21 protein-coding genes are annotated in these 18661 nt (G+C 62.3%); 11 read left to right on the forward strand and 10 right to left on the reverse strand.

Annotated elements, in window-relative coordinates:
- Positions 1-296: 296 nt before the first annotated feature.
- Positions 297-761, reverse strand: coding sequence for a hypothetical protein (locus tag A6V37_RS06120; protein ID WP_064271285.1), 465 nt, complete (start codon positions 759-761; stop codon positions 297-299).
- A 788-nt stretch (positions 762-1549) separates the two neighbouring features.
- On the opposite strand from A6V37_RS06120, the gene A6V37_RS06125 reads away from it, so the two are divergent.
- Positions 1550-1999, forward strand: coding sequence for an ester cyclase (locus A6V37_RS06125; RefSeq protein WP_064271284.1), 450 nt, complete (start codon positions 1550-1552; stop codon positions 1997-1999).
- Positions 2000-2097: 98 nt separating this feature from the next.
- On the forward strand, positions 2098-2970 hold the full coding sequence (locus tag A6V37_RS06130) for a DMT family transporter (RefSeq protein ID WP_075643422.1): 873 nt from the start codon (positions 2098-2100) through the stop codon (positions 2968-2970).
- 31 nt (positions 2971-3001) lie between these two features.
- Here A6V37_RS06130 and A6V37_RS06135 read toward each other — a convergent pair whose 3' ends face one another.
- On the reverse strand, positions 3002-4387 hold the full coding sequence (locus A6V37_RS06135; protein WP_064285871.1) for an FAD-dependent oxidoreductase: 1386 nt from the start codon (positions 4385-4387) through the stop codon (positions 3002-3004).
- A 351-nt stretch (positions 4388-4738) separates the two neighbouring features.
- On the opposite strand from A6V37_RS06135, the gene A6V37_RS06140 reads away from it, so the two are divergent.
- Together A6V37_RS06140 and A6V37_RS06145 are read left to right on the forward strand one after the other, a co-directional pair.
- Positions 4739-5299 carry a hypothetical protein gene (locus A6V37_RS06140; protein WP_064271283.1) on the forward strand — a complete coding sequence of 187 codons (561 nt, stop codon included), beginning with the start codon at positions 4739-4741 and terminating at the stop codon, positions 5297-5299.
- A 219-nt stretch (positions 5300-5518) separates the two neighbouring features.
- A complete protein-coding gene (locus tag A6V37_RS06145) occupies positions 5519-6712 on the forward strand; it encodes a TIGR03118 family protein (protein ID WP_064271282.1) in 1194 nt (397 codons plus the stop codon).
- A 118-nt stretch (positions 6713-6830) separates the two neighbouring features.
- Here the strand turns inward: A6V37_RS06145 and A6V37_RS06150 are convergent, their stop codons facing one another.
- Entirely contained in the window at positions 6831-7454 is a 624-nt protein-coding gene (locus A6V37_RS06150; RefSeq protein WP_064271281.1) for a YceI family protein, read from the reverse strand.
- 298 nt (positions 7455-7752) lie between these two features.
- Here A6V37_RS06150 and A6V37_RS06155 point away from each other — a divergent pair, with 298 nt between their 5' ends.
- From A6V37_RS06155 to A6V37_RS06165, 3 genes are read left to right on the forward strand one after another with little or no spacing between them, the layout of a single operon-like run.
- Positions 7753-8283, forward strand: coding sequence for a DUF4142 domain-containing protein (locus A6V37_RS06155; protein WP_064271280.1), 531 nt, complete (start codon positions 7753-7755; stop codon positions 8281-8283).
- On the forward strand, positions 8280-8612 hold the full coding sequence (locus A6V37_RS06160; protein WP_064271279.1) for a cupredoxin domain-containing protein: 333 nt from the start codon (positions 8280-8282) through the stop codon (positions 8610-8612). The genes A6V37_RS06155 and A6V37_RS06160 overlap by 4 nt, the downstream gene beginning before the upstream one ends.
- A gap of 17 nt (positions 8613-8629) precedes the next feature.
- Positions 8630-9325 carry an RNA polymerase sigma factor gene (locus A6V37_RS06165; RefSeq protein ID WP_064271278.1) on the forward strand — a complete coding sequence of 232 codons (696 nt, stop codon included), beginning with the start codon at positions 8630-8632 and terminating at the stop codon, positions 9323-9325.
- 55 nt (positions 9326-9380) lie between these two features.
- Here the strand turns inward: A6V37_RS06165 and A6V37_RS06170 are convergent, their stop codons facing one another.
- Together A6V37_RS06170 and A6V37_RS06175 are read right to left on the reverse strand one after the other, a co-directional pair.
- Entirely contained in the window at positions 9381-9797 is a 417-nt protein-coding gene (locus A6V37_RS06170; protein ID WP_064271277.1) for a plastocyanin/azurin family copper-binding protein, read from the reverse strand.
- Between the two features lie 174 nt (positions 9798-9971).
- Positions 9972-10691 (reverse strand): SDR family oxidoreductase, encoded by a 720-nt coding sequence (locus A6V37_RS06175; RefSeq protein ID WP_064271276.1) that lies wholly within the window; start codon positions 10689-10691, stop codon positions 9972-9974.
- A gap of 107 nt (positions 10692-10798) precedes the next feature.
- Here A6V37_RS06175 and A6V37_RS06180 point away from each other — a divergent pair, with 107 nt between their 5' ends.
- Both A6V37_RS06180 and A6V37_RS06185 read left to right on the forward strand, forming a co-directional pair.
- The gene (locus tag A6V37_RS06180; protein ID WP_064271275.1) at positions 10799-11698 is read left to right on the forward strand and encodes a LysR family transcriptional regulator; all 900 of its coding nucleotides are present in this window, start codon (positions 10799-10801) and stop codon (positions 11696-11698) included.
- Between the two features lie 113 nt (positions 11699-11811).
- Positions 11812-12297, forward strand: coding sequence for a GNAT family N-acetyltransferase (locus A6V37_RS06185; protein ID WP_064271274.1), 486 nt, complete (start codon positions 11812-11814; stop codon positions 12295-12297).
- A 147-nt stretch (positions 12298-12444) separates the two neighbouring features.
- On the opposite strand, the gene A6V37_RS06190 is transcribed toward A6V37_RS06185, so the two are convergent.
- Positions 12445-13029 (reverse strand): flavin reductase family protein, encoded by a 585-nt coding sequence (locus A6V37_RS06190; protein ID WP_064271305.1) that lies wholly within the window; start codon positions 13027-13029, stop codon positions 12445-12447.
- 230 nt (positions 13030-13259) lie between these two features.
- Between A6V37_RS06190 and A6V37_RS06195 the strand changes: the two genes are divergently transcribed.
- Positions 13260-14066 (forward strand): aminoglycoside phosphotransferase family protein, encoded by an 807-nt coding sequence (locus A6V37_RS06195; RefSeq protein WP_064271273.1) that lies wholly within the window; start codon positions 13260-13262, stop codon positions 14064-14066.
- A gap of 50 nt (positions 14067-14116) precedes the next feature.
- On the opposite strand, the gene A6V37_RS06200 is transcribed toward A6V37_RS06195, so the two are convergent.
- Together A6V37_RS06200 and pdxR are read right to left on the reverse strand one after the other, a co-directional pair.
- The gene (locus tag A6V37_RS06200; protein ID WP_064271304.1) at positions 14117-14449 is read right to left on the reverse strand and encodes a hypothetical protein; all 333 of its coding nucleotides are present in this window, start codon (positions 14447-14449) and stop codon (positions 14117-14119) included.
- A 253-nt stretch (positions 14450-14702) separates the two neighbouring features.
- On the reverse strand, positions 14703-16205 hold the full coding sequence (gene pdxR, locus A6V37_RS06205; protein ID WP_064285858.1) for a MocR-like pyridoxine biosynthesis transcription factor PdxR: 1503 nt from the start codon (positions 16203-16205) through the stop codon (positions 14703-14705).
- Between the two features lie 106 nt (positions 16206-16311).
- Here pdxR and A6V37_RS06210 point away from each other — a divergent pair, with 106 nt between their 5' ends.
- Positions 16312-17052, forward strand: coding sequence for a GNAT family N-acetyltransferase (locus A6V37_RS06210; RefSeq protein ID WP_064271271.1), 741 nt, complete (start codon positions 16312-16314; stop codon positions 17050-17052).
- 37 nt (positions 17053-17089) lie between these two features.
- Here A6V37_RS06210 and A6V37_RS06215 read toward each other — a convergent pair whose 3' ends face one another.
- Both A6V37_RS06215 and A6V37_RS06220 read right to left on the reverse strand, forming a co-directional pair.
- On the reverse strand, positions 17090-17626 hold the full coding sequence (locus tag A6V37_RS06215; protein WP_064271270.1) for a GNAT family N-acetyltransferase: 537 nt from the start codon (positions 17624-17626) through the stop codon (positions 17090-17092).
- 110 nt (positions 17627-17736) lie between these two features.
- On the reverse strand, positions 17737-18603 hold the full coding sequence (locus A6V37_RS06220) for a LysR family transcriptional regulator (protein ID WP_064271269.1): 867 nt from the start codon (positions 18601-18603) through the stop codon (positions 17737-17739).
- Positions 18604-18661 lie beyond the last annotated feature (58 nt).

Below are 18661 nucleotides of genomic sequence, written 5' to 3' on the forward strand. Positions count from 1 at the left end.
TCGCGCTGGCGTGACGGCGTTGGTTTGTGGGTGGTGGTTTGGTGCGGCGAGTGGTGTGTCGGCGGGGGGATGGCGGCGAGTCTTGTCTATGGAGGCCTGGACGCGGTCGGTGGGACAGTGTGCGGCAGCTGCTTGCGGAGCGCGGGTAATTGCGCTTGCGACGAAAGGCATGGCAGGCGTGCGCACGCGCCAGATGGAAGCGACCAGCGCGGGCGCGTGGGCGGGCGGCCGCTTGAACCATTTTCGTCTCAATGATTCGCCGGCCACCTCGGTACTTGCCGCGCCCTTCTGGTTGCTTAGTGTTGAGCGACGGCGGCTTGTTGCGCGGCATCGATTTTCGGCGCCGCTGTATTTTCCGGCGACGGTTTTTTGCGCAGGGACGCGTTTGCGGTGGCTTCGGATGCCTTTGCTCGCTGCGATGCCTCCGCCAGTAGATTTGCCGCATGGCGTGCCGTGATGCGGCTTTGCGAAACACCTTTCGCGTCGAGTGCGATCACCTGGTACAGCTCACGGTCGCATTCGAGGTCCCGCTGATACTGCTCCATCGTGTCCACCAGCAACTCAAGAAGCGTCTGACGACGCCGCCGTTCATCGCTTGTAATTGCAGGATTCCTACATATTGAAGACGCGAATGTGATCAAGGTATCCAGTTGACCCACCTGCCGGTCGCAGAGATCGAATGCCGACAGGGCAAGCTTTTCGTACTGAAGTGCGTCGACCGGCGGACGTGAAGCTGGTTGATTTTTGATGGACTTGCTCATGGTGCGATCTCCTGTTGCTTACATGGATCGCCCGACACTCGCTTGGGAAGGGGGTGAGCGGGCACGAAGCGGGTTAGCAGACCGGGACACAAACAAACCGGCGAGCCTTGCGGCTCCCCACCACGGCCCGCCCATTGAAATATAGACGTGCAGAGGTAGACGCACGACCCGCCTGGGCGGGTGTGCGGTTTGCGTCGCAGGCTGCTAAACCTGGCCATCAGGTGTTTCCCGACGACTCGATAATTATAAATCAGGCGAACCGCATTGCCTTCAATCATCTAGTCAAAATGTGTGACTTGGCCGAAGAGATAAGGGGAGATAGGACAAAGAACATTGATGCTTGGCTGTTTCGGTCAATTGCAAACCATGTCCTACGACGCGTCCAGAAAAGGATTCCTTACTAAATAACGCAAGGACCACCGCCGCGTTGGTCCGCGAGCGCGTGAAGCGAGAGTAACGGCAACATGATCGGACTCCAGTCAATGAAGGACAGGCGAGCCGTATGTCGAAGATCGGATTGGCAAGCGGACTCCCGCGAAATACGCGCGATTCACGCGCACTATCTCGCGTTCGACGACTGCGCCTACTGTGCGATTGCATGGACACGATAGGGCTGCGGCCCAGCGCAGGCACTCCGATTCTTGCTTTTTCGTTGCGGCGAACGCAGTCAGCCTATCGAGTATTGCAGCAAGAAACGGGGGGCACCCGGCCGCTTGCGCCCATATCGTTGAGGCAGAGGGAAGCAATAGCGTTTCTCTCTTCCAACTTCAGTCAACGAGGAATTCACCATGTCCAAGGAAGATGACAACAAGGCCGTCGTGGGCCGCTGGTTCACCGATTTCTGGGGCAAGACATGCAATCTCAACATCGTCGACGAACTTGCTGCGCCAGACATGCTGCTTCAATACTCGCTGCACGAACCACGGCGCGGCCGCGAGGACATCAAGGCATTCATGTCCGATTTCCGTGAAGCGTTCCCGGACCTCAACTTCTGGGGCGCCGCTGATCTGATCGCCGAGGGAGACTATGTCGTTGGCCGCTGGGAAGGTGGCGGCACGCATACCGGTCCGGCGTTCAGCGATTTCCTCATCGGATCCTTGCCCGCCGGGACCGGCCGGACGATGCGCTTCACCGGCACGACCGTGCTTCGGTTGAAGGACGGCAAGATCGTTGAAGAGATCGGACTGGACGACGGCGTGACCGCGCTGCAACAACTTGGACTCCTCAAGGCAGCGTAATCGAAGGCGGAGCGCTGACGCATTCTCCTCCCCGATCGATTCATTGTGAGGTATCTTGATGCCAGTACCGTCATCATCATCGAAAGGGGGCTCTTGCCGTGTCTTCCGTTCGTGTCGTCGTTCTGACGGTACTGTCGATGGTTGCCTTCGCAGCGAACTCGCTACTGTGCCGCGTCGCCCTAAGGGGCACGGGAATCGACGCGGTAACTTTCACGTCGGTTCGCATCGTATCCGGCGCTTTCATGCTGTTGCTCGTAGTGTGGATTCAGGGCGGCCGGGTCCGGCATGCCGGTAACTGGCTCTCTGCACTCGCTCTTTTCGTCTACGCTGCCGGCTTCTCGTTTGCCTATCTCAGCTTGCCCGCATCCACTGGGGCATTGCTGCTCTTCGCCGCGGTTCAGGCCACCATGATCGGATACAGCGTCCGCATCGGCGAGAGACTATCCATGCTGCAATGCACTGGGCTCGTTTGTGCGCTGGCGGGACTCGTCGGCCTGTTGCTTCCCGGTCTTTCCGCGCCGCCGCCAGGCGGCGCTGCCCTGATGCTTGCCGCCGGCATGGCCTGGGGCATCTATTCGCTGCGCGGCAAAGGCGCGAAAAATCCGACGATGGAGACAGCCGGCAACTTCGCGCGCGCGGTGCCTTTCGCCGCCGTGCTCAGCGTAATCACGCACACGCATGCCGCGCTCGATTGGCCAGGCCTCGTGTACGCGATCGCGTCCGGGGCTGTCACTTCCGGCATCGGTTATGCCCTTTGGTATGCCACATTGCCGCAATTGAAAGTCGCTAATGCTGCAACGGTGCAACTGAGCGTACCGGTGATCGCCGCCATAGGCGCTACTGTTTTCCTTGACGAGAGTCTCACGCCCAGAATCGTGCTTGCGTCGGCGGCAATCCTCGGAGGAGTCGCCATCGTCGTGCTCAACGGCCGGCGGCCCGCCGCCAGTCCGCAGTACGGCGTGAAGCAGTAAACGGGCCGAGGCGTTCCCAAGCTACGCCTGCTCAGTACTCGCGCGGTGACACTGATCGTTCGACCTCGGACGCCGGCGAGGAGGCTGAGCGCGCAGGCCTTCGATTTGTCCGCCAGACTCGCCAGGCGATTGCAGGGCTGAGCAGCGAAAGCGGCGGGTTGGTCAGGTTCACCACCTTGAGAAACGCGGTCGCCAGCGCGCCGTCGTGTGCAGCAGCAAGATGAAACTGGCCGATATACCAGTTGATGAAGCGCAGCATCGGCGGTCGGGCGCCCTCGATTTGCGGATGACGCAGGTCGTTGCCAACCGCGATGTCCCATGGAATGTCGGCAATCTTCGCGACCGCTCCGAAGAACCGGCGTGCAAGCTCTCGCGAACCCGCGCGCAGGCACTCCTGCAGAGTCAACGCCTCAAGTGCCGCGACCGTCATCCCCTGCCCGTAGATAGGGTTGAAGGAGCAGATCGCGTCCCCGAACACCAGGTAGTTCTCGGGAAAGCGCGCAAGCTTCTCGTACCGCCGGCGCAAGTTGGAGACGAAGCGATAGCGCCTGTAACTGGTTAGCGGTTCAGCTATCGCGACAACGTCGTGAATATCCATGGTCGGCAGCGTTGCCAGATAGGCGAGAAAACCTTGATCGTCGTCGGGCGCGTCATCGCCAAGAAAGCCAACCGCGCTGACGATCCAACTGTCGTGTTCCTGAGCGAGCAGGGCGCCGCTGCGCCAGTTCGGCTCACTGCCAGCGATAACAATGCCGAGCTTGCCATCAAGGTCAGTTGCCCGGCGCCGGTAGGTGCGTGTCACGTAGCCGACGCCGATTTCGACCTTCTCGCTCGCCGGAGGTGCGTAGCCGAGCGCCTCAAGCCACGCAGCGCTGCACGAGCCACGGCCAGTTGCATCGACGACCAGGTCCGCATAGAGCGTCTCGTCCGCGTTGCCCTCGACACGCACGCGCACACCGGTAACGCTCCTGCAATCGGAGTCGCTGGCCAGACCCAGCACAGCGCAATTCTCAACGGCGCGCAGATTCGGCAACTTCAGGAGCCGTCGGCGCACATGGCCTTCGAGCACGGGGCGGCTCGCGAGCAGGCCCGTCAGATCGCTCCTCGCACGAGCCAGCGCAACGTTGCGGCCAATCCAGGTGACGTCGGCGGCGACATCGCCGCGCAGCCCGCCGCTTTGCGCGACCACCTCGTCGCTATACCCCGGGAAGAATTCCTCGAGCACCGCACAACCGCGCGCGAGAAGGCCGTGCGTGTGGCGCCCCTGCGGCACGCCCTTGCGCGGAATGTCCGCGGCCGGAAATACATCGCGTTCGAGCACGGTGACGGTGGTATAGAAGTCCGCCAGCGCACGGGCGGCCAGCAAGCCGCCCATGCTGGCGCCAACGACGATCGCATGCTCACCGAGGTTCTTCATGACAATTCTCCAGCTCAAATCGTCGAACTCGACGGCGCCGATCACTGGGCCTTCGAGGGTGATCAGCAACCCGTGCTGGTCAGCATCAGGCAATTTGTCAGCGGTCTCCCAGCATGACGGCAAATGCGTGATGCAGGCAATGACTCAATCGTCTGAATAAACTGCCCGCGCCAAACCAGGGCTTTCTGACCCCAGGAATAACCCGGCGTGTTCAACCGTTCAATCGTCAAGCGACCACGTCTTCGGACGTGTGCCTTTTACGCAGCGGTTTGAATGGATGGAGCACACGGACGTGCAGGCTGCCGCCGCCTCCGCGCGTCGAAATGTCGGCGTTACATGCAAGAGTGCATCATGGACAAACTATTTCGCTTTGGGGCATTACTCGTCTGTCTCGGTCTTTCTGCTCCCGCGTTCGCGCAAGAATATGACGATTCAGCGATGCAGGCCGACAGCGCCAATTGCCGCGCGGTCGCCGGGCAGGCGGACATCGACGGCTCGATGCAACAGATCATCGGGCGCGCGTGCCTGCAAAGTGACGGGACCTGGCAGTTCGAGCAGAATTCCGACGGCAGCGTGTTGTGGTATCCGGTTGCCGCCTACCCGTACCCTGACCCGTGGTGGTGGGGGCCGCCGATTTTCATCGGCGCGGGAGTGACTTTCATCTTCGTCGATCGTTTCCATCACTTCCACCACTTCCATCACTTCGATCATTTCCATCAACTGCCTCACGTCCACTTTGGCAATGCAGCCGGAGTCGGTGTCCACCGTGCGCCCCTCCCGAGCGGCGGAATGCAAGTGCCTGGTGGCACGCGTGGTTTCGGCGGTATGCAGCCGTCCGGTGGAATGCACGGCTTCGGCGGCATGCAGCCGTCCGGTGGAATGCACAGCTTCGGCGGCATGCAACGGCGCTAGATCGACCCGCGCAGCAATGCCATAGGGTAGGTCGTTTGCGCATGGATGGAATAGTCATGCGTGTTATTCGTTGCACGCCATTCGTTTTCATCCAGCCAGTTCAGTCATTGCGATCGCGCGACGCCGCGGGCGAAATACGCCCTGTCTTGCAGGAATAAACCTCGCGTCCTCTTCGTTTTCTGATCGTACAAACCTTTGGACAGAGCAAGGAGTACGGTCATGAAGTCTCTACTCGGCGTGTTCGGCGTCGTAGCCTGCGGCGCGGCCATCGCGACTCTCGTGTCATGCGGTGGCGGCTCCGGTTCGAACAATTCAAACCCGTTCGTTCCGTCGTCGTTCACTGTGACGGCCCTCGTGTCCGATGGAGTGGTGCCCGCCGCGCACACCGACACGAATCTGAAAAACCCTTGGGGCATCGTCTTCAATCCAAAAGGTTTTGTCTGGGTAGCGGACAACGGCACCAATCTCGCCACGCTGTATGACGGCAACGGCGTGCCGCAATCGCTGGTCGTCACGATACCTGCCGGCAAGAACGGTTCGGCGTCGCCCACGGGTATCGTCTTCAACGGCACTTCAAGCTTCACGGTCACGCAAAACGGCAAGTCCGGCGTCGCCGCATTCATCTTCACGGGCGAAGGCGGCACTATCACCGCGTGGGCGCCCACCGTCGGGCCGACTAACGCGTTCGTCATGTACGACGACGGCACGGGTGGCGCCGTATACAAGGGTCTCGCGCTCGCCTCGATAAACGGCAGCAACTTCCTTTACGCGACTGACTTCCATAACAGGAAGATCGACGTCTTCGATACCAACTTCGCCAAGGTCGCGCTGCCGGGCGCCTTCGTGGACCCGGCGATTCCGGCCGGCTTCGCGCCGTTCGGCATTCAGTTAATCGGCTCGAATCTGTTCGTCACTTACGCGATGCAGGACGCAGCCAAGCACGACGATGTCGCCGGCGCCGGACTTGGCATGGTCGATATATACGACACCGCCGGCAACCTGAAGCAGCACTTCGCGACCGGTGGCCCGCTGAATGCGCCCTGGGGCATGGCGCAGGCGCCCGGCAACTTCGGCTCGATGAGCGGAGCGATACTGATCGGCAATTTCGGCGACGGCAGGATCAACGCGTTCAATGCGGTGAACGGCCAGTCGATCGGAACGCTCAACGGCGCGAACAACACGCCGATCGTCGAGAACGGCTTGTGGGGCATCGCGTTCGGCAACAACCTCAGCAATCAGCCTTCCAATACGCTGTTCTTCGCGGCGGGCCCGAATAGCGAAGCCAATGGCCTCTATGGACGAATCGACGTGAATACAACGGCGAGTTCAGGCACGAACACCGGTGGTTCTGGTTCGAGCACGGGCACAAGCTCGGGAGGTGGCGTGGGTACTGGAATGGGCATGGGCATGTAGCGCTAGCCGCGGAGTGGATAACGGCCGTTCTCCAGGCGAGAGCGGCCGGCTTTTTGTGAACGACGACGCGCGCCTCAGATCTGGCGATGCCGTTCGTACGATACGACAGCGCAGTGATTCACGGATCGGACTGTTCCCTCACGAACCTGGCCTGGATCCTCATGTGCACATCGTCGCCGACGACAGAGGGCCATCTCGACAACCCGAACGCAGCCCGGCTGAAATGGCCGTCCGCGGAGAAGGCGAGCGTTTGGGGTGTGCGCGGCGGATCGCGCGGGGCTTCGTCAAACGTCACCGCAAGTTCGATGGAACGCGTCGTCGCCCGAATCGTCAGATCGCCCGTTAGCTGGCCAGTGTCAGTACCGGTGCGCACGAATCGGGTACTGACGAAGCGAATGGAAGGATAGTGGGCCACATCCAGCATGCCATTGCCTTCAACGATCCTAGCGACGAACGGTACGCTCGCTTCCAGACTGGTCGCGTCGATCGTCACCGTGATGCGGCCCGCGACAAAGCCCTGAAAACCGTCGAGCTCGGCACGCATGCGACTAAAGCGCATGGTGAGATTGGAGTGCCGGAAGTTCGCCACATTGAACTCGACACCTGAACGGTGCGAATCGAGCTGGTACTGTACTTGCGGCGCGGACGCGTCGATCGGGTCGGCGCCAACCGCGACCGCTGTGGACACGGCGCAGGCAAACGTCGCCGCGATCGCGATTGCCCATGTGTCGACGCGACGCATGGCCGTGCGTCGTCGATGAGTGGAACTGCTATCCCGCACGCTTTTGCCTCCATTTCCCCGGATGCGCGTCAGACTCGCTTAAACCCGATGCGGCTGCGAGATCGAGATCGTCGCGGAAATCCCCGGCCACCTTCACCCATAAACGATTGGCGCCGCGTTCTATTCCCGAGCCGCCTCGCTGAATCGAACCGAAATCGGGAACAGCCTTGCGGCTCGTGACATCTATCTCTGCAAGTGCAGAAAGGGCGCAATGCCCTCTTTGCGAACGGCGACCCGTGCGCCCATCCAGGAGACCAAGATGAAAAGCATCCGCTGGCTGTTGCTTGCCGCGCTCGCATTGGCGAGCGCTACCAGTTTGGCCCAAGGCTCAGGGCCGACCGATCCCCAAATTGCCGCTATCGTCGTTGCGGCGAACCAGGCCGATATCGATGCCGGCAAGCTTGCCGATTCGAAAACGCAGTCGAAGGACGTCAAGGCGTTCGCTGAGCGCATGGTCGCCGACCATACCAGCGTCAACCAGTCGGCCGTCAATCTCGTGCAGAAGCTCGGCGTCACGCCCGAGGCCAATCCGACCAGCGACAGCCTCAAGCAGGGCGGTGAGGCTAACATCGCGAATCTCAAGTCACTGCAAGGCGCACAGTTCGATCGCGCGTATATCGATCATGAAGTGACCTATCACGAACAGGTGCTCGACGCGCTTGACAAGACTCTGATCCCGAGTGCGAAAAACGCCGAACTGAAGGCGCTGCTCGTGAAAGTCAGGCCGGTGTTCGTCGCGCATCTGGATCACGCGAAGCACGTACAGGCATCTCTCGCGAAGATGCAATGAGCCGGCTGCGCGATGTCTCGCTAAGCGCCTGCGTAATTGCGTGCGTGGCCGGCGCCGGGCCGGCGGCCGCGCGTAACTGGGTCGTGACGATCGAGCAAATGCGCTTCGCGCCGTCCACTCTGACTGTGCATCGAGGGGACACCATTGTGTGGGTCAACAAGGACCTCGTTGCGCATACGGTGAGCACCGATGCAAAGGGCTTCGACTCCGGCAGCATTGCGCCCGAAGCATCCTGGCGATATGTTGTAAGCGGGCCCGGCCGTCAGCCGTACACGTGCCGGTTTCATCCAACGATGCATGGCACACTGATCGTCGAGCCTACACCGTGACCGAGCGAGGTGCCGCAATGGCCGACGTGTACTCCAGCGGATTGGCAGATCCCGATGCGGACATTGTGCACCGTGTCCAGGCGGGCGACCGCGCGGCCTTCGAGCTTTTGATGCGCCGCCACAACCGGCGCCTTTACCGGCTGGCGCGTGCCACGCTGCGCAATGACGCCGAAGCGGAAGATGCGTTACAGGATGCATATCTGAAGGCCTTCAGATCAATCGCCCAGTTTCGCGGCGACGCCGCGCTTTTTACGTGGCTCTCGCGCCTCGTGCTCAATGAATGTCTTGGCAGGATGCGCCGTGAGACACGCCGCCAGAAGGTGATTCCGATGCTGCCGGATTGTCCCGACGAGGAGCAGATGTCTTTCGAAATCGACGCGACGAATACCCGCGATGACTGCGCCCCCGACCAGTCGGCCGCCCGCGCAGAGATCCGGGCGCTTCTCGAACGCAAGCTCGATGCTCTGCCCGTGGGCTTTCGCACGGTGTTCGTGCTCAGATCGGTTGAGGAGCTGAGCATCGAAGAAACGGCGCAAAGCCTGGGCATTCCCGAAGCCACGGTGCGCAGCCGTCATTTCAGGGCGAGATCGATGTTGCGCGAATCGCTAGCGCAAGAACTCGACCGGCTGGGGCCGGAATTATTCGAATTCGGCGGCAAACATTGCGACCGCGTCGTCGCAGCCGTGCTTGAGCGGCTGCGACGATCTAGATGATCTGGAGTTCTATGCATTGTTTTGACGTGCCTGTCAGCAGGACCGCATGCGCGATTCACGGCGTCACTGCGAGCTCCGTGTGCATGCCTGCCGTGTAGTGCCCAGGCTTGTTGCAGATCAGCACGTAATGGCCGGGCGCGAGTTTGAATGACGCGTGCTTGCTCTTGCCCGGACCGATATCCTCGACTTCGCCCACCTTACTGAGCTTGTGCTCAGGCACCGTGCCCTTGCTGACGGGCAGCGCGCCATCCGAAAGATCCGTTTTGAGCACGACGAGTTCGTGCTCCATGTTGTTGTCCGCGGCATTCCTGACGTCGATCGTGACGCGGCCCGTCCTCACGTTATGAGTGTCGAGCTGGATCGAGTTCGATAACAAGGTGGCCTTGACGGTTTGCTGCGCCCAGCTGGCATGCGATGTCATGCCGAGTGCAGTTGCACCGATAAAGACAGCGATTCCGTAAGCGAGACGCATGGCAATCTCCTTTGCGTCAAAACATCGCGCCGCCGTTTCGTCGAGCGCGCAAACGCCCCTGCCTGAGCAACGGCATCAATTCTTCCAGCAGGGAGCGGCATGCCCAGTAAACGTACGCCGCGAGCGGCTTATTCCCGGATCAAATGACCCATCACGCGGCTTGACGAATTCAAGTCAAACCAACACACCACCACCGTCTATCACCACTGTTTGCCCAGTGGCAAACGCGTTATTCATCAGGTGTACATATGTTTGCGCGATCTCGTCGGCCTCCCCGATCCGGTGGACCAGCAACCGCGTGCCGACCTCGCGATACAACACCTCGCGCTCATCTTCCGGAATGTTCGACCACAGCGCAGTGCGCGCGAAACCCGGGCTGACAATATTGACCCGAATCGGCGCGAGTTCAACCGCGAGGGCACGGGTGAAGCCTTCCATCGCACTACAGATACTTGCCCCGGTCGTCCATCCTTTTTGCGGCCGTGCACCGGCGACCCCGCTCGTCAGCACAATCGATCCGCCTCGCCGGATATTCGGGGCCGCGGCCTTCACCGCTGCAATCGCGCCGAACACTCGCACCTCGAACGCCTTGCGCACCGCGTGCAGGTCCGTATTCGCCAGTTCGCCAATTTGCAGGCTGTCGCCGGCCGTATAGGCCAGATGATCGAAGTCGGCGATCCTGGTGAACAGTTCAGCAACCGAAGCGGCATCGTTCAAATCCGCAACATGGCCGACCGCACGCGAGCCCAGTTCCGCGACGGCCGCCTTAACCTTGTCTTCACGCGAAGACGCCACAACGACCATCGCCCCCTGCTCCACCGCGGCACGCGCGATGGCAAACCCGATACCTGACGTACCACCCAGCACTACCACTTTCTTGTCATGCAGATTCATGTTGATCCCCTGTCGATTGAGCCAAACGGCGTACGACAAAGTGTGATTGCGTAATCGGACTTGATAAACGATGATTTATTTATCGCACTCGCAAATGGATCTTATGAATGAACCGCTTTGTCAGCATGTCGATCTTCGTTCGGGTGGTCGAACGCGGCAGTTTTGCCGCCGCCGCCGAAGACAGCGGTATGACGGCGACGATGGTCGGCAATCATGTCCGCGCACTCGAACGTCTGCTTGGTACGCGTCTCCTCAACCGGACAACGCGGCGGCAGAGCCTGACTGAAATCGGCCGGGGCTACTACGAACAGTGCGTCAGCATTCTGGCCCAGGTCCAATCCGCGGAAATCGACGCGCGCGACATGCGCGCGCGGCCACGCGGACGCCTGCGGATCAGCGCGCCGGTCATCTTCGCGGCCTGCCGGCTCGCGCCGGCCATGAAGGTCTATCTCGAGCGCTATCCCGACGTGCAAGTGGAACTGGTGCTGAACGATCGCATCGTCGATCTCGCGGATGAAGGCTTCGACGCCGCGATCCGGGTCGGCGCCTTGCCCGATTCGAACCTGATCGCACGACCGCTGATGCCTTCATCGCGCATTGTCTGTGCCGCACCGGGTTATCTGGCGCGGTACGGAACACCGGCCACGCCTAAAGATCTGGAACAACATCATTGCCTCGCGTTCCGATTCAACAGCGGCGCCGAGCGCGACTGGAGCTTCACCCTTGCCGACGGTTCGCAACAGACGGTGCGCGTGCCTGGCCGGCTCGATATCAGCGAGGGCCATGCGTTGCGTGAAGCCGCGCTCACCGGCCTCGGCATTGCACGGCTGCCGGATATGATGCTGGAGCGCGACCTCGCCGCGGGAAAGTTGATCAGGTTGTTTGCCGATCTGCAGATGCCGACGTTTCCCGTGCACATCGTCTATATGCCCGAGCGCAAACAGACCGCGAAACTCGCGAGTTTCGTCGAGTTCGTGATTGGACAATTTGGTCCTGAGCGTCGATAACGCCCTCTGGTCAGAACGGCACGTTAAACGATACGATGCTTGTCTGTTCCGAAGCTGGCGCGCCATCGCGACACTTCCGTCTGCAACTCAACCGATCGACTGAGCATCTACCCTTGACTATCCATATCCGCCCCGCCACCGCAGCCGACGCTGCACTGATTCTTCGCTTCATCACGGAACTCGCGGTATATGAAAAAGCGGAGCACGAAGTCGTCGCAACCGTCAAAGACATCGAAACGAGCCTGTTCTCCACGGGTTCCAGCGCGACGGCGCTGATCTGCGAGATGAACGGCGAGCCGGTCGGTTTTTGCGTCTACTTTTTCTCGTATTCGACGTGGCTCGGCAAACAAGGGCTTTATCTGGAAGACCTGTACGTGTCGCCGGCATCGCGCGGCAGCGGTGCGGGCAAACAGATGCTGCGCCACCTTGCGCGAATTGCCTGCGAAACAGGTTGCGGCCGTTTCGAATGGAGCGTGCTCGACTGGAACGAACCGGCAATCGGTTTCTATGAATCGATCGGCGCGAGCGCGCAAAGCGAGTGGGTGCGTTATCGCTTGGCGGGAGACGCGCTTAAGGCGTTTGCCGAAGGCGACGCGTAAGCGACACTCGACTTGATACGCGCCCTGTTCGTGTGCAGCAAAAACCGCCTGCGTAGTCCGACGGCGGAACAGGTGTTCACCACTCGTCGCACTGCTGGAGCAGAAAGCGGGCAAATTTCTTCGAAGCAAGTAATCGCCCGCCAGCCTTCACTTGACCGCCATACTCTCCACCGGCTCCACCTCAAACGCTTCTCCGGTGGCAAAAAACGTCCCCCCAGCCACGTAGTGGCACGTGCGCAGATCGGGATCGTCGCCGAAGTGCCAGCGGTTGTTCGAATACACGCGGCTGTCCGCATACGCCGCGACCACTTCGCCGATAATCAGATCGTGGCGCTGGCTGTCGTCCGGAATCACCTTGCACTCCATCCACGTGATGCAGCCGGCGAGCATCGGCACGTCGATGTGTTGCGCAGGGAACGTCTCGAGACCGAAGGCGGCGAACTTGTCGAATTCGGTGCCCGCGTTCGAACCCACCGCCAACGTCTGTGCGGCGAATCCGCGGCTCGGCAGTTGCAGTCCGAATACACCGCTCGCTTCCATCAGTTGCCGCGTGAGCGTGCGGCCGTCCACCACCACGACCACCTTCGGCGGATTGAAGTCGAGCGGCATGGCCCACGAAGCCGCCATCACATTCGTGCGGCCGCCGTGCGCGCTGGTAATGATCGTGACCGGCCCATGATTCAGTAGCTGCGTGGCCCGCGGCAATGCAACAGGCTCTCGGGTAACTTTCATACGTTTGTTCGCTTCAAAGTGGATGCACGGATTGTAGCGGGGCCGCGCGAGGCCGGTGCGGCCACGCTCATCCGGGCCGCACTTGCCTTTCTCAGGCGAGAATGCCATTTCAACAGAACAATGGAGACACCGTGCGCGTCATCTGCCTGCATGCCTCTGGCTGCACAATCACTGTATCCAACGCGCCGGCCCGCGCTGTGCGCTGGCAGACATTCGCACACTGACGCGCCATGTTCACCGAGTACATCGTCAAATGGGATCTGGTGCAGGACGGCGAGCCGCTTCGCACGCACAGCAGCCGGCTCCTGCCGGTGCGCCGGCACGGCGTGCCGGCAATGCTGAAAGTCGCACAGGAACCCGAAGAGAAATTCGGCGCGCGGCTCATGGTGTGGTGGGACGGCGAAGGCGCCGCCCGCGTCCTCGCGCACGATGCCAATGCCGTCCTGCTCGAACGTGCGCAAAGCAGTCACGCGCTGGCGGATCTGGCGCGCACGGGCAACGACGATGACGACGATCGCGCCATCGACATTCTTTGCGCCACCACCGCGCGCCTTCACGAACCGCGCCATAAACCGCTGCCGGAGCTGGTCGGGCTGCCGCGCTGGTTCGAGAGCCTATGGCCCGCAGCCCGGCACTACGGCGGCTGGCTCAACGGGAGTGCCGCCGCCGCGCAGGCATTACTCGCCGCGCCGCAGGAGGGGGTGGTCCTGCACGGCGACATCCATCACGGCAACGTCCTCGATTTCGGCCCGCGCGGCTGGCTGGCGATCGACCCGAAAGGCCTGCACGGCGAGCGCGGTTTCGACTACGCCAATATTTTCTGCAATCCCGACGACGATTCAGCCCTGATACCCGGACGGTTCGAGCGTCGCGTCGAGCGAGTCGCGCTGAAAGCCGGACTCGACCGGCGCCGCTTGCTGCAATGGATACTCGCGTGGTCCGGATTGTCCGCGGCGTGGATTCTCGAAACTGGCGAGACACCCGGCATTGACAGGGAGATCGCCGGGATGGCGGCCGATGCGCTCAGGCACGGATAGAGGCGGGGCAAGTCAGGGGCGGCGGCTCGCGAACCGCCGCCCCATGTGCGTCAGTGCAGGGCTTTGCCGTTGGGCAGCGCGTCCAGCGGTTTGTGCTGTTCGTCGCCGAGCCCGGGGAAGAACGCGTTCCATGCGGCGCGCACGCCTTGGGCCGCGGTGGCTTCGGCGCTGATCGATTCGGCCTCGCCTTCGCCGGCTTTCGATGGATCGGCTGACAAGCCGCGCCAATGCGTAAAAACGAGCAGCGGTTTTTCGCTCCAGACGCCGTCGCCGAATTTTGCAAACGCGGTGTCGCCGCTCGTCAGTTGCACCTCGTACCAGCCTTCGCGCACGGGCGTATGGGCGGCAAGGTCAAACCACGCGGTCGGTTCGATTTCCTTCATGTCGTCTCCGGTCGAATAGATCGTCATAGATAACCGCAACAAGCGCACGCTTCGTGCCCGAGCCAGCAATGGCCGGACAGGCGTGCCGCATGCCGTGTAATGCTGCAGTGCAGCGCGCCGAACATGGCCTGCGCGCGATCCGCCGATGTCACACACGCCGAAATCGCCGCGCATAAGCGACACGATAGCGCGACATGGGCCGCGCGGACAAACGCAATAAGTGACACGCGACGCGGCACGGCCCGCGCGGCAGTCAACCCGCTTTCCGCCCGCGTTTCGGCTTGCCCTCCATCTCGCCCGCGAGTCCGGCCAGCACACGGATAGCGGGGGCCAGCCGCTCGGCGGGCGTGTTTCCGTAGCCGATCACCAGACCGTTTGTTTCGGCGCGCGGTTGCAACGCGAAGCCGGAGAGTGCGCGCGGATTGAAACCTTGGGCCAGCGCGCGTGCAGTGAGATTGCTATCGACGATGCTTGCCGGCAAGCGCAGCGTCAGATGCATGCCGCAATTGCCACCCAGAATTTGCGAGGGCGCGAAATGCGCGTTGAGCGCCTCGCGCAATGCCTGCTGACGGTCGCGATACAGCCGCCGCATGCGCCCGAGATGCAGCCCGAATTCGCCACTGCCGATGAAATGCGCGAGTGCAAGTTGCTCCAGACGATGCCCGCCGCGCAGCATCTCCTGCACCGCGACGGCCGTGTGCGCGGCGATCGCGCGCGGCAGCACCACGAAGCCGATGCGCAGCGCCGGAAACATCGTTTTGCTGAAGGAACCGACGTAGAGCACCGGCGCGTCCTCCACCAGCCCCTGCATGCTGGCGATCGGTTCGCCGGTGTGGCGAAATTCGCCGTCGTAGTCGTCTTCGATCAGCCACGCGCCCACGCGCCGCGCCCGGGCGATCAGCTCCAGACGGCGCGCCACCGAGAGCACCGCTCCCGTCGGATACTGGTGTGCGGGCGACGTGTAGATCAGCTTTGGCGGGTGCGTGTGCCACGCATCGGGCGGCACGGCCATGCCTTCGGGATCGACGGGCATCGGCAGCGTGGTTAGATCGCCCAAATTGAACGCGGCTTTCGCGCCGCGATAACCCGGGTCTTCGACCCACGCGACATCGCCCGGATTGGTGAAGAGCCGTACGCACAGGTTGAGCGCCTCCTGCGCGCCTTCGGTGATCACGACTTGCGAGCCGTCGCAGCGCACACCGCGCGCCATGCGCAGATGGGCGGCGATCGCGTCGCGCAAGGCCGGCTCGCCGGCCGGTGTGCCGTAGCCGAGCGCCTCGGGCAAACCGTGCTCCATCGCACGTTCAAGCGCGCGCCGCCAGGCGGTCACCGGGAAACGGTCCAGCGCGGGCGTGCCGGGCGTCAAAGGCAATGTGTTGTCGGCATGCGTGCGCGTGGCCGCGAACTGCCCGACGCGCGCCGCGTAAGCCGCCTGCGGCGCGGCGGGTTGCACCCGCGGCTCACCGCGCGCGGACGGGCTGGAGAGCGGGCTGACGCGCGTGCCCTGTTTGTCGGCGACGACATAGCCGACCGCGGCCAGATGCTCGTACGCAATCACCACCGTGTTGCGCGAGACGCCCATCTCCGCCGCCAGCAAACGCGACGACGGCAGAAGCGAGCCCGCCGGCACGCGCCCGGTGAGGATTGCCTGCTGCAACCGCTCGATCAGCTGCTTCTGCAGCGGCGCGGGCTTGTCGGCGCCGCCTTGGGCCGTCGCCGTCAGCGGGTTGTCGAGCGGACCAATGATTTCGATCATCTTAGCTGGACCTATCAAATGCGCTTATCGTGGATCTTTTTAACATACCACGTTTGCCGTATCGTTCTTTTCATCGACGATCATTCGCTACGACAGGAGAGCAGACATGGAATCCAGACGCAACGTGTACGACCAGCCGATCGGCACGCCCGTGCCGGGCTGGAGCGGCGCCCAGGCACCCGGCCGCGAGCCGCTGTCGGGCCGCTATTGCCGCATCGAGCCGGTGAATGTGGAGCGCCACGCCGAGGAACTGTACGACGCCTATAGTTCGGCCGACGACGGCCGCAGCTGGACCTATCTCGCGGTCGGGCCGTTCGAGAGTCTCGCCGCCTACCGCGAGCATCTGACGCGCATCGCCGCCTCCGCCGATCCGCTGCATTACACGGTGATCGACCTCGCGACCGGCAAGGCGGTCGGTACGCTGGCGCTGATGCGCATCGACCGCACGAACGGCGTGATCGAGGTCGGTCACGTTACCTATTCGCCCCGCCTCCAGCGCACACGTGTCGCCACCGAGGCCATGTTCCTGCTGATGACGGAGGTGTTCGAGAAACTGGGCTATCGGCGCTTCGAATGGAAATGCGATTCGCTGAACGAACCATCGCGCACGGCTGCGTTGCGCTATGGCTTCACGTTCGAGGGGATCTTCCGTCAGGCGATCGTGTATCGCGAACGCAATCGCGACACTGCGTGGTTTTCGATTATCGACAGCGAATGGCCCGCGCTGCGTTCGAGCTACACGCGCTGGCTCGATGCCGGCAACTTCGACGCGCAAGGGCAGCAGGTTGAACGGCTGGTGGTTTTGATCGACCAGCAACGGGCGGCGGCAAGCAACGCCGCGCGGTGACATAAGCGGCGAACTGGCCGGCGACGACGCTCGCCTCTCACACCGCGTTGGCCACGCGCCGCAGGACGATGGTCGGCTTGCCTTTGTACGTGGTGCGATGTTGTTCGCGATAGCCGCATTTGTGGGCGACACGCAGCGACGGCAAGTTCTCCGGCGAGACGATACAGGCTGTTTCGCCGCCCGGCCATTGCCGGTCAGCCCAATCCAGCGCGGCGCGCACGGCCTCGGTTGCGTAGCCGCAGCCATGCGCCGCCGGGTCCAGCGCCCAGCCGATTTCAGGCGTCGACATCAACGAAGGTTCGATGTCGCGGTGATAGTCGGCAAAACCGACTTCGCCGAGGAACCGGCCGCTCTGCTTGTCGCGCACCACCCAGTAGCCATAGCCCAGCATCGCCCAATGTCCGGCGTAGCGCAGCAGGCGTGCCCAGACTTCCTCGCGCGTGAAGGGCTTGCCGCCGATATAGCGGATCACTTCCGGATCGGACCACATCGCGTAGCTTTCGAGGAAATCGTCGCGCGTGTGCGGACGCAGGGTCAGGCGGTCGGTGGTGAGAAGCGTGGACGGAGTGGGCATGGGGAAGGAAGCGAAAAGTTAGCGATGTGACCCGGCAAACAGTGCGCTCGATGATCGCAGATTTTTTGCGCGCCAGGTGCGCCGCCAATGCGCAGGCATCGGCCCCACCCTCAAGCCATTTCCAGAAACCTCGCCAGACACGGATTGCGATTCGCCGGCGACCAGGCAATCACTTGCTCGATCAGCGGCGCATCCACCAGCGGCCGGAATACCACTCCCGCGAGTTGCGCCTTGCGCATCGACGCCGGCACCAGCGCCACGCCCACTCCTTCGTCGACGAGGCCCAATACCGTCTGCTGCAACTGCACCTCGAAGCGTATGTCAGGTTCAAAGCCGCCCGAGCGGCAATGGTCGACAATGGCCGCGCGCAGCGTGGAGGCCGCTTCCTCGGATGCAAGCACGAACGGCTCACCCGCCAGTTGAGAAATCTTCAAGCGCCGCGCGCGGGCTCGCGCATGGTTGCGCGATAGCGCAACACACAGCGGTTCGCGCACGACAGTGCGCGTGGCCAGTCCTTTGTCCCGCACGTTCGGAAACATGATCGCCGCATCGATCTGGCCGGTAAGTACCTGCGCAGCCAGATCGTTCGAAACGACCTCGCGCAAATTCAACGCGACCTCCGGAAACGCGGCGCCGAAGGCGCGCGCATAGCCAGGCACGACGTTATACGCCGAACACATCGTGAAGCCGATAGCCAGCTTGCCAGTGTCGCCGTGCGCGGCCGCTTGCGCATTGCTGACCGCCTGCTCCACCGCGGCGAGAATCGCCTTGGCATCGGTATAGAAGCGCTCGCCCGCCGCGGTCAAAGTCACACTGCGCGGACTGCGCTCGACCAACGTTACACCGACGCTCGCCTCCAGCGCCGCCAGTTGCCGGCTCAACGGCGGCTGCGACAGATTCAGACGCGCCGCCGCCCGGCCGAAATGGCGCGTCTCGGCCAGCGTCACGAAGTAGCGCAGCGGTTTGATATCAATCAATTTGTGCTCACGCCAGATGACGATGCAAAAAAGGTATTGTTCGACGCGATAAACAGTA

It is taken from the genome of Paraburkholderia ginsengiterrae, from assembly GCF_001645125.1.
GTDB classification, from domain to species: Bacteria; Pseudomonadota; Gammaproteobacteria; order Burkholderiales; family Burkholderiaceae; genus Paraburkholderia; species Paraburkholderia ginsengiterrae.

Bases quoted from the DNA above. Each gene is read 5' to 3' on its own strand.
- A6V37_RS06120 (WP_064271285.1), bottom strand. From the start codon at position 761: ATGAGCAAGTCCATCAAAAATCAACCAGCTTCACGTCCGCCGGTCGAC.
- A6V37_RS06125 (WP_064271284.1), top strand. From the start codon at position 1,550: ATGTCCAAGGAAGATGACAACAAGGCCGTCGTGGGCCGCTGGTTCACC.
- A6V37_RS06135 (WP_064285871.1), bottom strand. From the start codon at position 4,387: ATGAAGAACCTCGGTGAGCATGCGATCGTCGTTGGCGCCAGCATGGGC.
- A6V37_RS06140 (WP_064271283.1), top strand. From the start codon at position 4,739: ATGGACAAACTATTTCGCTTTGGGGCATTACTCGTCTGTCTCGGTCTT.
- A6V37_RS06145 (WP_064271282.1), top strand. From the start codon at position 5,519: ATGAAGTCTCTACTCGGCGTGTTCGGCGTCGTAGCCTGCGGCGCGGCC.
- A6V37_RS06150 (WP_064271281.1), bottom strand. From the start codon at position 7,454: ATGCGTCGCGTCGACACATGGGCAATCGCGATCGCGGCGACGTTTGCC.
- A6V37_RS06155 (WP_064271280.1), top strand. From the start codon at position 7,753: ATGAAAAGCATCCGCTGGCTGTTGCTTGCCGCGCTCGCATTGGCGAGC.
- A6V37_RS06160 (WP_064271279.1), top strand. From the start codon at position 8,280: ATGAGCCGGCTGCGCGATGTCTCGCTAAGCGCCTGCGTAATTGCGTGC.
- A6V37_RS06165 (WP_064271278.1), top strand. From the start codon at position 8,630: ATGGCCGACGTGTACTCCAGCGGATTGGCAGATCCCGATGCGGACATT.
- A6V37_RS06170 (WP_064271277.1), bottom strand. From the start codon at position 9,797: ATGCGTCTCGCTTACGGAATCGCTGTCTTTATCGGTGCAACTGCACTC.
- A6V37_RS06175 (WP_064271276.1), bottom strand. From the start codon at position 10,691: ATGAATCTGCATGACAAGAAAGTGGTAGTGCTGGGTGGTACGTCAGGT.
- A6V37_RS06180 (WP_064271275.1), top strand. From the start codon at position 10,799: ATGAACCGCTTTGTCAGCATGTCGATCTTCGTTCGGGTGGTCGAACGC.
- A6V37_RS06190 (WP_064271305.1), bottom strand. From the start codon at position 13,029: ATGAAAGTTACCCGAGAGCCTGTTGCATTGCCGCGGGCCACGCAGCTA.
- A6V37_RS06195 (WP_064271273.1), top strand. From the start codon at position 13,260: ATGTTCACCGAGTACATCGTCAAATGGGATCTGGTGCAGGACGGCGAG.
- A6V37_RS06200 (WP_064271304.1), bottom strand. From the start codon at position 14,449: ATGAAGGAAATCGAACCGACCGCGTGGTTTGACCTTGCCGCCCATACG.
- pdxR (WP_064285858.1), bottom strand. From the start codon at position 16,205: ATGATCGAAATCATTGGTCCGCTCGACAACCCGCTGACGGCGACGGCC.
- A6V37_RS06210 (WP_064271271.1), top strand. From the start codon at position 16,312: ATGGAATCCAGACGCAACGTGTACGACCAGCCGATCGGCACGCCCGTG.
- A6V37_RS06215 (WP_064271270.1), bottom strand. From the start codon at position 17,626: ATGCCCACTCCGTCCACGCTTCTCACCACCGACCGCCTGACCCTGCGT.